The organism is Romboutsia sp. 13368, from assembly GCF_018336475.1.
Classification (GTDB): domain Bacteria; phylum Bacillota; class Clostridia; order Peptostreptococcales; family Peptostreptococcaceae; genus Romboutsia.
Genome location: NZ_CP048741.1, coordinates 1842299 through 1854731, shown reverse-complemented (window position 1 = coordinate 1854731; position 12433 = coordinate 1842299). Strand labels below are relative to the sequence as shown.

The window sequence follows — 12433 nt, the reverse complement described above, 5'->3', positions numbered from 1 at the left end:
TTATTTTCTAGGATGTTTTTTTTTTATTTCTCTTCTCATWTTTTTATTTATATAAWTTTTATAATAGAGATGTTAAATCTAATTTTATTTTGCAATAGTTTTAGAAAAATAGTACACTATAAGCTAGGGAAAGTTAAATCGGAGGTATCATAATGCAATTAAATAAAAACATATTAGAAAATATAGATCAATTTGAAGATATTATCGGATATAAATTTAATAATAAAGAATATATACTAGAAGCACTTACTCATAGTTCATATTCTAATGAAAATAAAAATTATAATTTTAATGAGAGATTAGAATTTTTAGGAGACTCTGTTCTTAGTATAGTTATAAGTGATTATTTATATAAAAAAGAGAAGGAGTTACCAGAAGGAGAACTTACTAAATTAAGAGCGAATATAGTATGTGAGGAATCTCTAAGTGAAGTTGCTAAAAATATAAAATTAGGCCAATTTATGTTACTTGGAAAAGGTGAAGAAGCTACTGGTGGAAGAGAAAGAATATCTATACTTGCAGATGCATTTGAAGCAGTAATAGCTGCAATTTATTTAGATGGCGGTCTTAGACAATCTGCTAAGTTTATATTAACTTATATGAAAGATATAATTATAAATTCAAGAAAAGGAAAAATATTTAGGGATTATAAAACACATCTTCAAGAGGTTTTACAAAGTAAAGGCGAAGTTAATATATGGTATAAGCTAATAGATGAAAAAGGCCCAGACCACAATAAGAAATTTGTTATGCAAGTAGGAATAGATAATAAGATATTAGGCTTTGGAGAAGGTAAGAGTAAAAAAGAAGCAGAACAAGTTGCAGCAAGAAAAGCCTTAGATAGTATGATAAATTAAACTTGACTAAATTTAATAGCAAAGGATGATGAAAATGAAAAAGAGAATAATACCTATATTTGTTCCACATAGAGGTTGTCCACATGATTGTATTTTTTGTAACCAAAAGAAGATAACAGGAGTTAGTACAGATATAACTAGTGAAGATGTAAGAAATATCGTAGATGAATATTTAACGACTATAGATAAAGATGCTAGTGTAGAAATTGCATTTTTCGGTGGAAGTTTTACTGCTATAGATGTTGATATACAAAAGAGCTTACTATCTGTAGCTAAAGAGTATGTAGATAAGGGATTAGTAAACGATATAAGAATGTCTACTAGACCAGATTGTATAGATGAAGATATATTAACTATGTTAAAAGAATATAGAGTAAGTATAATAGAATTAGGTGTTCAGTCTTTAGATGAAGACGTACTTAGAGATAGTATAAGAGGACATCATGCAGAAGAAGTATTTAAGAGTGCAAAGCTAATAAAAGAATACGGAATTCAATTAGGACTTCAAATGATGGTAGGACTTCCATCAGATGCAGAAAGAAAATGTATAGAAACAGCAAGAAAGTTTATAGAAATGAAACCGGATTGTGTAAGGATATATCCTACTTTAGTAGTAAAAGAGACAGGTCTTGAAAATTTATTAAATGCAAAACAATATAGTCCATTTACACTAGAAGAAAGTGTACAAATAGTAAAAAAACTTTTAGCTTTATTTTATGTTAATAATATAAATGTAATTAGAGTAGGGCTTCAAGCAACAGATGATATACAACTTGGGAAAGCTATACTTGATGGACCTTATCATCCAGCTTTTAGAGAATTAGTTGAATCTGAAATGATTAAAGATTACTTAAAATCTATTGTTATAGAAAATAAGGTTAAAAGTAATATGATTGTAAAAACAAATAAAAAGAATGTATCTAAGATAATAGGTAATAAAAAAAGTAATGCTAATTATATGAAAAGTCAGTTAAATATAGTATTAAAGACTAAAGAATCAAATATAGATATAAATACATTAGAAATAATATTAGATGATAAAATAGAAATAAAAATAAGTATGAATGATATTTATGAGAATTTATACAAAATATATAACCTTTAGTTTTATCTTTGAAGGGAGAGATGACGTTGTATTTAAAAAGGCTAGAAATAAAAGGATTTAAGTCATTTCCTACAAAAACAGAGATAGTTTTTAATGAGGGAATAACTGCTATAGTAGGACCTAATGGAAGTGGTAAAAGTAATATATCAGATGCTGTTAGGTGGGTTTTAGGAGAACAAAGTGCTAAAAGTCTTAGGGGTGATAAGTTAGAGGATGTAATATTTGTAGGAACAGAGACTAAAAAAGCAATGAATTACTGTGAAGTAGCTATAACTGTAGATAATTGTGATAATAAGTTAGATTTAGGATTTAGTGAAATAACAATAAAAAGAAGAGCTTACAGAAATGGAGAAAGCGAATTTTTCTTAAACAACAAAAGTTGTAGGCTAAAAGATATAAAGGAAATATTATTAGATACAGGTATAGGTAAGGATGGATATTCAATTATAGAACAAGGTAAAGTTGATGAGATTCTTAGCAATAATCCTGTAAATAGGAGAAAGGTATTTGATGAAGCTTGTGGTATATCTAAGTTTAGATATAAAAAACAAGAAGCTGAAAGAAATCTAAAGCATACTAAAGAAAATTTAGAAAGAATAGATGATATATATATAGAAATAGAAAATCAGCTTAAACCATTACATTTACAACAAGAAAAAGCTGTAAAGTATTTAGAGCTTAGTGAAAAATTAAAATCATTAGAAGTTAATTCTTGTATAAAAGAAGTGGAAGAATTAGATGTAGAATTAGATGAATTAAATAAACATAGTGAATTATTAGGAAATCAATCTACTGAAGTTCAAAAACAAAAAGATACAATAGAAAAAAATCTTGAAGAAACTAATAAAGAAATAGAAAATATAGACGAAAATATAAATAAGTCTCAAGAATATATAAATACGATAAAATCTGTAATATCTCAAAAGGATGCACAGGTAAACTTAATAAATGAAAAAATAAGAAACTGTAAAAGTGATATAGAAAGAAATAAAGAAGAACTTATTTATATAAAAGATAAATTAAAAAATGATAAAACTAATTTAGAAGAATTAGTAATTCAAAAAAATAAAAATGAAGAAAGTATATGTAATCTTAAAGTAGATATAAAGTCTATTGAAACTGATAATAAAGATAGCAAAGAAAAGATAGAAAATATAAATCAAAAAATAGAAAATTTAAAAGATGAAATAATAAATCTTTTAAATAATAAGCAAGAAGCTAGTAATAAACTATCAACTTTAAATGCAAATACCGAAAATATAAATATAAGAAAAGATACTATAGATTTAGATATAATAGAAATACAAAATAAAATATCTCAAGCTAATGAAAAAATTTCTAGTAAATTAAAAACTTTAGAATCAAAAAATAAATCTATGGATGACTTGAAAACTTATAAAAATAAATCAAATAATGATTTAAATAATTTAACTAATGAAGTTAATGATATTGAAAAATGTATTCAAAGAAATAAATTTAGTTTAAGTGACTATAATTCTAAACTTAATATATATGTTGAAATGGAAAATCATTATGAAGGGTTTAATAAAGGGGTAAAAGAAGTTCTTAAAAATAAAAGTTTACAAGGAATACAAGGAGCTTTAGGACAAGTTATAGAGGTTCCTTCTAAATTTGAGAAGAGTATTGAAGCTGCATTAGGTGCATATATGCAAAATATAATAACAGATAATGAATCTAGTGCTAAGTTTGCTATAAACTACTTAAAGAAAAATAATTTAGGTAGGGTAACATTTTTACCTATGAATATAATTAAATCAAATAAAATAGATGATAGAAATATAAAACAAGGTAATAGTTTTATAGGAATTGCTAGTGATTTAATTAAATATGATAGTAAGTATAGAAATATAATTGAAAATATACTTGGAAGAACTATAATAATAGATAATATAGATAATGCTATAAAATTTGCTAAAGAAAATAATCATAAATTTAAAGTTGTAACTTTAGATGGAGAAATATTAAATCCAGGTGGTTCTTTAACTGGAGGAAGTTTAAGAACAAGTGGGAATATATTATCTAGAAAAAGACTTATAAATGAGTATACTGAAAAAATAAAATCTTTAAATATAGAAATAGATACACTGCACAAAAGAAAGAATAAATTAGATACAAATATAAAAACTTTACAAGCAAGTTTAACTGAAAATAGCAAAAACATAGCTAATCTTGATAAAGAACTTATAATTGAAAGTGTAGAAATTAATAAGTTTAAAGATGAAATAAAATCTTTACAAGAAAATATAAAAAAATTAGAAAATGAAAAAAATGGTTTAGGATCTAATTTAGAATATACATTAGAAAAAACTGATTTAATAAAAGATGAGATAACATCAATAGATAAAAAGCATAATGAAAATAAGCTTGAAATAGAAAATCTTACTAGTGAATTAAAAGAGTGTAATATAGTATACGATGGTAAAAAAGTTATATTTGATAATTTAAACTTAAATTTAGTAAAACAAAATCAAATCCAAGAAGGTTTAACTAGAGATATACAAAGAATAGAGAATGAAAATAAACAACTTGAAAATAAATTTATACAAATAGAAAAATCTTTAGAGGAAAAAACAATAGAAACTGCTAAGTTAGAAGAAGAGATAATCATAGAAGAAACTGAAAAAATAAGTTTAGATAAACAATTAGTAGATAATGCTAGAAGTTTAGAAACTAAAAAATTATCAAAAGACAGCTTGAAGGAAAATTTAGATAATTTAAATAAAGAACTAAAGAATATAGATAGACAATATATGCACCTAAAAGAAAGTTTATTTAAAGTAGAGAGTAAGATAGAAAGATTAAAGTCTAATAGAGAAGATCAGATAAAAAGTTTATTTGAAAAATATGAAATAACTCTAGAAGAAGCTATAAATATAAAATCTGATAATCTTGAAATAGATAAAAAATATCTTGAAAATTTAAGAAGAGAAATAAGAAATCTTGGAAATGTAAATTTAGACTCTATAAAAGAATATGAAAATATAAAAGAGCGCCATGATTTCTATAGTGAACAAAAGAAAGATCTAGAAGAATCTATAGAAGTAATTGAAAAACTTATATATGAATTAGAAGAAAATATGAAAAAAGAATTTGAAATTAATTTCAATGAAATAAATGAAAACTTCAAGTTTGTATATAAAAGACTATTTGGTGGTGGTCATGGAGAATTAAAAATAATAGATAAAAATAATATACTAGAAAGTGATATAGAGATAACAGCTCAACCACCAGGTAAGAAAATGAAAAACTTAAATCTACTATCAGGTGGAGAAAAAGCACTTACAGCTATAAGTATATTATTCTCTATAATACTTGCAAAACCAACTCCATTCTGTATACTAGATGAGATAGAAGCTCCACTAGATGATGCAAATATATTTAGATTTGGAGAATTCCTAAAGGAATTATCTAAAGAAACACAGTTTATATCTGTTACGCATAGAAGGGGAACTATGGAAGCTGCAAATTATATATATGGAGTAACAATGCAAGAAAAAGCCATATCAAAGGTTTTAAGTTTAAAACTTGATGAAGCAGAAGAAATTATAGATGCTATATAATAAAGTTAAGGCAAGTAGCTAATAATTAGCTACTTACCTTAAAAAATAAGTGAATTAAAAGTGTATATTATCTATAAAATTAATTTTAGGAGGAATATAAGTGTTAAAAAAGTTATTCAAATTTGGTAAAAAAAATCAAGAAGAAGTGCAATCTAATGAAGTTGTGAATGAACAAGAAGTAATAAATGAAGCAAATAATAAAGATACATCAAAAGAAAATGAAAAAGTAGAAACAAATGAAAATCAGCAACTACAAGAAAATACATCTGAAGAAATAGATGAAGAGAATTCTAACGATGAAAATGAAAATGTACATAATGAAGTAGTAGAAGAAACTACTATAGAAGAGTTACATGTAGATGAAGTATACGAAGATAAAGATACAAAAGAAACTGCTATGTCTTTAGAAAATATGAACAAGCAAGAAGATAAAGTTGAAGAGGATATTAAAGAAGAAATAGAAAATCAAGATGTAGAAAAATTAGATGATATAATATCTTCTAATGAAGTTGATGAACTAAATGTAGATGAAGAGGAAAATTCATCCGTTGAAAATACAGTAGAAGAAAATAATGAAATAGAAGAACCTAAGAAAAAAGTTAATTTATTTGAAAGATTAAAGCAAGGATTAACAAAAGCTAAGCAAGGTATCACAGATAGAATAGATGATGTATTAAAATCATATACAAAAGTAGATGAAGAATTATTAGAAGAATTAGAAGAAATATTAATAACAGCTGACGTTGGTGTAAATACTACGATGGATATAATCGATAGACTAAGAGAAAAAATAAAAGATAATAAAATAACAGAGCCACAAGGTGTTAAAGAAGAATTAAAGAATATAATAGAAGAAATATTAACTAATGAAAACTCTAACTTAAACGTAGAAAAATCTCCAACTATAATACTTATGGTAGGTGTAAATGGTGTAGGAAAAACAACTACAATAGGTAAACTTGCTAATAGATATAAACAAGAAGGTAAAAAAGTATTATTAGCAGCAGGAGATACATTTAGAGCTGCTGCAATAGAACAATTAGAAGTATGGGCAGGAAGAAGTAATGTTGATATAATAAAGCATCAAGAGGGAGCAGATCCTGGAGCAGTTGTATTTGATGCTATAAAGGCTGCCAAAGCTAGAAAGGTTGATCTGCTAATATGTGATACAGCAGGTAGATTACATAATAAAGCAAATCTTATGAACGAATTAGGGAAAGTATTTAAGATAGTAGATAGAGAGTTCCCAGAAGCTAATAAAGAAGTACTATTAGTAGTTGATGCAACTACAGGACAAAATGCAGTAGTGCAGGCTAAAACATTTAAAGAAGTAGCTGATATTACAGGAATAGTTTTAACTAAGCTTGATGGAACAGCAAAGGGTGGAGTTGTTCTTGCAGTTAAAAGTGAAGTAGATGTTCCAGTTAAGCTAATAGGTGTTGGAGAAAAGGTAGAAGACTTACAAGATTTTGATGCAAAAGCTTTTTCAGATGCACTATTTGGGAGTAATTAGTAATTAAAATAAAATGTTGACAATAAAGTCTATATGATATAAAATACAATGTGTAAAGTAAATAACCTTTACAGTATGAATCATGGAAGTGTGATTATGAATATAGAAAAAATGGTTGAGATTGGATTGTTATTTGAACAATACAAAGAACTATTAACTGATAAACAAAGAGAAATAGTTTGCTTATATTATGAAGAGGATTATTCTCTAGGTGAAATTAGCGAAAATTTAAATGTATCTAGACAAGGTGTATATGATACATTAAAGCGTTCTGAAAAAATACTAAAGGATTATGAAAAAAAATTACATTTAGTAGAAAAGATTCAAGAACAAGAAAAAATCACTAAAACTATAATAGATAAAATTGTTGACATTAAGCAAGATTTATTGCAAAATAGAGATTGTGCTAATTTAATCCCTAAGATAGAAAATATAGAAGATATATGTAGGGAGATGTTGAAATGATATTTGAAGGATTATCTGATAAACTACAAGGAGCACTTGGTAAGTTAAAATCTAAAGGTAAGCTTACTGAAAAGGATGTCAAAGATGCTATGAGAGAAGTTAAACTTGCTCTTTTAGAAGCAGACGTTAACTTCAAAGTAGTTAAAGATTTTGTAAAGAAAGTTCAAGAGAGATGTGTTGGACAAGATGTTATGAGTAGCTTAACTCCTGGACAACATGTAATAAAAATAGTTAATGAAGAATTGACAAGTTTAATGGGTGATGTATCTAGTAAAATTACTATATCTCCTAAGCCACCAACAATAATAATGATGGTTGGTCTTCAAGGGGCTGGTAAAACTACGACATCAGGAAAACTTGGAGGTTACTTTAAGAAACAAGGCAAAAGACCACTTCTTGTTGCCTGTGATATATATAGACCAGCAGCGATAAAACAATTACAAGTTGTTGGAGAAAAATTAGATATACCAGTATTTAATATGGGTGATAAAGAAAGCCCAATAAATATAGCTAAAGCAGGACTAAGTCATGCTATAAAAAATAATAATGATTTAGTTATAATAGATACAGCTGGTAGACTTCATATAGATGAGACTCTAATGGATGAATTAAAGTCTATAAAATCTGAAGTTAAACCACATGAAATTCTTCTAGTAGTTGACTCTATGACAGGACAAGATGCTGTAAATGTTGCAGAAAGTTTCAATGATGCACTTGGAGTAGATGGAGTTATACTTACAAAACTAGATGGAGATACTAGAGGTGGAGCTGCACTTTCTATAAGAGCTGTAACTCAAAAGCCTATAAAGTTTATAGGTATGGGTGAAAAGCTAGATGATTTAGAACCATTCCATCCAGATAGAATGGCATCTAGAATACTAGGTATGGGAGATATCTTAAGTTTAATAGAAAAAGCTCAAGAATCTATAGATTTAGATAAAGCTAAGGAATTAGAACAAAAAATTAAGAAACAAGATCTTGATTTTGAAGATTTCTTAGAGCAAATGGAACAAATTCAAAATATGGGTCCTCTAGATAAAATCTTAGGAATGATACCAGGTATGGGGAATATAAAAGACCAACTTGGAGATGTAGATTTAAATGGCAAAGAAATGAAAAGAACAAAAGCTATTGTTCAATCTATGACATTAGAGGAAAGAAGAGACCCAAGTATATTAAATGCTTCTAGAAAGAAAAGAATAGCTAGAGGTAGTGGTACAAGTGTACAAGATGTAAACAGACTTATAAAACAATTCAATGAAATGAAGAAAATGATGAAGTTGTTTACAGGATCTCAAAAAAGTATGAAGAAAAGGGGCGGTTTTCCCGGACTTCCTTTCTTTAAATAAATAAAAAAACAGACAAAAAATTATTCGGAGGTGCTATTATGGCAGTTAAAATAAGATTAAAAAGAATGGGATCAAACAAGAAGCCTTTCTACAGAATAGTAGTTGCTGATTCAAGATCTCCAAGAGATGGAAAATTCATAGAAGAAATAGGATACTACAACCCAGTTTCTCAACCAAAGCAAGTTAAAATAAACGATGAAAAAGCTGTTAAATGGTTATCAAATGGTGCTCAACCAACTGATACTGTAAAAACTTTATTAGTTAACAACGGTGTAATGGAAAAATTCGAAGCTTCTAAGAAATAATAATTTTTAATTAGGAGAGATGATTATATGAAAGAGCTAGTGTTAGATATAGCTAAAGCTCTAGTTGATAATCCTGATGCAGTTGTAGTTGAGGAAAGTAGAAAAAATGATGAAATCATTTTAAAACTTACTGTTTCTCAAGACGACATGGGAAAGGTTATCGGAAAGCAGGGCAGAATAGCTAAAGCTATAAGAACTGTCGTAAGATCTGCTGCAAATAGAGAAAAAGTAAAAGTTTCTCTTGAGATAGTATAAAAGGATTAGGTATATGCCTAATCCTTTTTGTATATAATCAAAACACATAATTATATTAAATAAATTTAATAATATAATTATGAAAGAAATGCACAAACATGCTTAACATAAGGAGATATATTAATGGAAAAGCTAACACATTTTAAAATAGGACAAATAGTAAATACTCAAGGATTAAAAGGTGAAGTTAGAGTTTATCCTTTTACTGATGATATATATAGATTTGATGACTTAGAAGAATTCTACTTAGGTAAAGATTTAGAAACTAAGTGGAAAGTTGAAAGAGTTAGATATAAAGGCAACATGGTAATAATGAAAATAAAAGATGTTGATAGAGTTGAAGATGCTGAAAAGTTAAGAAATAAATTTATGTTTGTATCAAGAGAAGATAGTAGAGAATTAGAAGAAGGTGAATTCTTTATAGCTGATATGATAGGTATAGATGTATACACATTAGATAATAATCATATAGGAACATTAAAAGATGTATTACAATATGCAGCTAATGATGTATATGTTATAAAAAGTAATGAAGGAAAAGAATATTTAATACCTGCTATAACTAAGTTTGTACCTACTATAGATATAAATGAAAGAAAAATGATAATAGACCCTATTAAGGGAATGTTAGATTAGGTGATATTATGAGATTTCATATAATGACACTTTTTCCAGAGATATTTAATTCATATATGAATGAAAGTATAATGAAAAAAGCTGTAGAGAAAAACCTAATAGAAGTAAATATATATAATATAAGAGATTTTTCTACTAATAAACATAAAAAAGTAGATGATTATCCATTTGGTGGTGGAGCAGGTATGGTAATGACTCCACAGCCTATATATGACACATATAAACATATAGTAGAAAAACATAATATAAAAGAGCCTAGAGTTGTATACTTAACTCCTAAAGGTAGGGTTCATAATCAAGGAATTGCACAAGATTTTTCAAAATTAGATGACGTAATATTCTTATGTGGGCATTATGAAGGTATAGACCAGAGAATAATAGATTTAATAGTAACAGATGAAATATCTATAGGAGATTATGTATTAACAGGTGGAGAGCTTCCTGCACTTATACTTATAGACTCTATATCAAGGCTTATACCTGGAGTTTTAGGTCAAAATGAGTCATTTGAGGAAGAATCTTTTAAAGATAATTTATTAGAATATCCACACTATACTAGACCTAGAGAGTTTATGAATCTAGAAGTTCCAAATGTTTTACTATCTGGAAATCATAAAAATATTGATAAATGGAGACATGAAGAATCGATAAAAATTACCAAAGAAAGAAGACCAGATTTGTATAAAAAAGCTTGTAAATAAATAATATATATAGTATAATTTTAGATGTTGAAAAAATAAACGGGCATTCCTCTTTTTACACGTAGGAGGTAATTAAGAATGTCTATGATACTAGGAGGAAGAATAATGAACGAATTAGTAAGAGCATTAGGACAAGAACAATTAAAGAACGAAGTTCCTAACTTTGGACCTGGGGACACAGTAAAGGTACACGTTAAAATAGTTGAAGGTAAGAGAGAAAGAATACAAGTATTCGAAGGTGTTGTTCTTAAGAGACAAGGTGGAGGAATACAAGAAACTTTCACAGTTAGAAAAATATCTTTCAACGTTGGTGTAGAAAGAACTTTCCCAGTACATTCTCCAAGAATAGAAAAGATAGAAGTAACTAGAAAAGGTAAAGTAAGAAGAGCTAAACTAAACTACTTAAGAGGTAGAGTAGGTAAAGCTGCTAAGATAAAAGAAGCTAGATAATTAAACTTTACTATAAATTAAAGGACTGATTTTAATCAGTCCTTTTTCATTTTAAAACTAAGTAAAATATATAAATAGTGTATTTAGTTTATAGATGTTATCATAATATGTTTTTTATAAGATGAATATAAAATAAGCATAAAAATAAATATTATGGTATAATAGAAAAGTTAAAATAAAAAGAGCGATAATTTGCATAAAGGAGTGATAATCATGGCAAGAGGAGACAGAATGGGAGAAAACTATGATGATTATCTAAGAGATGATAATTTACATATAAACTGGTATCCAGGTCATATGAAGAAGACTAGAGATTTAGTTAGAAATAACTTAAAGCTAGTTGACGTTGTTGTAGAACTTCTAGATTCTAGAATACCATTTAGTAGTAGGAATCCGGATATAGATAATTTAGCTGGTAATAAACCAAGAGTTGTTATATTAAATAAATGTGATTTATCAGATAGAGCTAAATTAGATAAATGGATAAAATACTATAAAGACCGTGGAATAAAAGCTATACCAGTTGATACATTAAAAGGTGTAGGATTAAATAAATTAATAGATGAATGTAAAAATGCAGTCAAAGATAAAATGGATGCATTAAAAGAAAAAGGTAGAAAAGAAAGACCTATAAGAATAATGATAGTTGGGATACCTAATGTAGGAAAATCATCTATAATAAATAAATTAACAGGTAGAAAAAGTACTGTTACAGGAGATAGACCAGGTGTAACTAAAGGTAAGCAATGGGTAAGATTAAAAGGAAACTTAGAACTGCTTGATACACCAGGTATACTTTGGCCTAAATTTGAAGACCAAGAAGTTGCACTTAACTTAGCATTCTGTAGGGCTATAAAAGATGAAATATTAGATGTTGAAACTTTAGCTCTTAGACTTATAGGTAAGCTTATGGAAATTGAACCTGAGAAACTGAAGGCAAGATATAAGCTAGAAGAACTAGGTGATAGAGACATAGAAACTATGGATATGATAGGACGCAAAAGAGGCTTTATAATGGGTAATAAAGAACTTGATTATACTCGTATAGCTACAACAGTTTTAAATGAATTTAGAGATGGAAAAATAGGGAAAATAACTTTAGAAGTTCCTGAAGATTATAAATAATAAATAATAATAAAAAAATCACTCATTAATTGAGTGATTTTTTTATTATTATTTATTACTACATAAGAGATAATATAATTTACAAATAAGT

Annotated in this window: 12 protein-coding genes; all 12 read left to right on the top strand. The window is 27.1% G+C overall.

From position 1 onward, the window contains the following. Nucleotides 1–152 precede the first annotated feature (152 nt). Nucleotides 153–857, top strand: a complete 705-nt coding sequence (gene rnc, locus G3997_RS07570) for a ribonuclease III (protein ID WP_296645060.1) — start codon at nucleotides 153–155, stop codon at nucleotides 855–857. A gap of 34 nt (nucleotides 858–891) precedes the next feature. After that, nucleotides 892–1962, top strand: coding sequence for an elongator complex protein 3 (locus G3997_RS07565; protein WP_296645058.1), 1071 nt, complete (start codon nucleotides 892–894; stop codon nucleotides 1960–1962). A gap of 26 nt (nucleotides 1963–1988) precedes the next feature. Then, nucleotides 1989–5543 carry a chromosome segregation protein SMC gene (smc, locus tag G3997_RS07560; protein ID WP_442971272.1) on the top strand — a complete coding sequence of 1185 codons (3555 nt, stop codon included), beginning with the start codon at nucleotides 1989–1991 and terminating at the stop codon, nucleotides 5541–5543. 100 nt (nucleotides 5544–5643) lie between these two features. Then, complete coding sequence (gene ftsY, locus G3997_RS07555) at nucleotides 5644–7056, top strand: signal recognition particle-docking protein FtsY (protein ID WP_296645052.1); 1413 nt, start codon at nucleotides 5644–5646, stop codon at nucleotides 7054–7056. A 96-nt stretch (nucleotides 7057–7152) separates the two neighbouring features. Then, on the top strand, nucleotides 7153–7521 hold the full coding sequence (ylxM, locus tag G3997_RS07550; protein ID WP_296645049.1) for a YlxM family DNA-binding protein: 369 nt from the start codon (nucleotides 7153–7155) through the stop codon (nucleotides 7519–7521). Beyond that, a complete protein-coding gene (ffh, locus tag G3997_RS07545) occupies nucleotides 7518–8870 on the top strand; it encodes a signal recognition particle protein (protein WP_296645046.1) in 1353 nt (450 codons plus the stop codon). The genes ylxM and ffh overlap by 4 nt, the downstream gene beginning before the upstream one ends. A 38-nt stretch (nucleotides 8871–8908) precedes the next feature. Further along, nucleotides 8909–9175, top strand: coding sequence for a 30S ribosomal protein S16 (gene rpsP / locus G3997_RS07540; protein ID WP_071119726.1), 267 nt, complete (start codon nucleotides 8909–8911; stop codon nucleotides 9173–9175). Between the two features lie 27 nt (nucleotides 9176–9202). After that, complete coding sequence (locus tag G3997_RS07535; protein ID WP_296645044.1) at nucleotides 9203–9430, top strand: KH domain-containing protein; 228 nt, start codon at nucleotides 9203–9205, stop codon at nucleotides 9428–9430. A gap of 123 nt (nucleotides 9431–9553) precedes the next feature. Then, nucleotides 9554–10066: a ribosome maturation factor RimM gene (rimM, locus tag G3997_RS07530; protein ID WP_296645043.1), complete on the top strand. Its 513-nt coding sequence runs from the start codon at nucleotides 9554–9556 to the stop codon at nucleotides 10064–10066. A gap of 8 nt (nucleotides 10067–10074) precedes the next feature. Beyond that, complete coding sequence (gene trmD, locus G3997_RS07525; RefSeq protein WP_296645041.1) at nucleotides 10075–10767, top strand: tRNA (guanosine(37)-N1)-methyltransferase TrmD; 693 nt, start codon at nucleotides 10075–10077, stop codon at nucleotides 10765–10767. 105 nt (nucleotides 10768–10872) lie between these two features. Further along, nucleotides 10873–11217, top strand: a complete 345-nt coding sequence (gene rplS, locus G3997_RS07520; RefSeq protein ID WP_296649477.1) for a 50S ribosomal protein L19 — start codon at nucleotides 10873–10875, stop codon at nucleotides 11215–11217. A 213-nt stretch (nucleotides 11218–11430) separates the two neighbouring features. Further along, on the top strand, nucleotides 11431–12342 hold the full coding sequence (ylqF, locus tag G3997_RS07515; RefSeq protein ID WP_330616124.1) for a ribosome biogenesis GTPase YlqF: 912 nt from the start codon (nucleotides 11431–11433) through the stop codon (nucleotides 12340–12342). Nucleotides 12343–12433: the final 91 nt, after the last annotated feature.

Bases quoted from the DNA above. Each gene is read 5' to 3' on its own strand.
- rnc (WP_296645060.1), top strand. From the start codon at position 153: ATGCAATTAAATAAAAACATATTAGAAAATATAGATCAATTTGAAGAT.
- G3997_RS07565 (WP_296645058.1), top strand. From the start codon at position 892: ATGAAAAAGAGAATAATACCTATATTTGTTCCACATAGAGGTTGTCCA.
- ylxM (WP_296645049.1), top strand. From the start codon at position 7,153: ATGAATATAGAAAAAATGGTTGAGATTGGATTGTTATTTGAACAATAC.
- ffh (WP_296645046.1), top strand. From the start codon at position 7,518: ATGATATTTGAAGGATTATCTGATAAACTACAAGGAGCACTTGGTAAG.
- rpsP (WP_071119726.1), top strand. From the start codon at position 8,909: ATGGCAGTTAAAATAAGATTAAAAAGAATGGGATCAAACAAGAAGCCT.
- G3997_RS07535 (WP_296645044.1), top strand. From the start codon at position 9,203: ATGAAAGAGCTAGTGTTAGATATAGCTAAAGCTCTAGTTGATAATCCT.
- rimM (WP_296645043.1), top strand. From the start codon at position 9,554: ATGGAAAAGCTAACACATTTTAAAATAGGACAAATAGTAAATACTCAA.
- trmD (WP_296645041.1), top strand. From the start codon at position 10,075: ATGAGATTTCATATAATGACACTTTTTCCAGAGATATTTAATTCATAT.
- rplS (WP_296649477.1), top strand. From the start codon at position 10,873: ATGAACGAATTAGTAAGAGCATTAGGACAAGAACAATTAAAGAACGAA.
- ylqF (WP_330616124.1), top strand. From the start codon at position 11,431: ATGGCAAGAGGAGACAGAATGGGAGAAAACTATGATGATTATCTAAGA.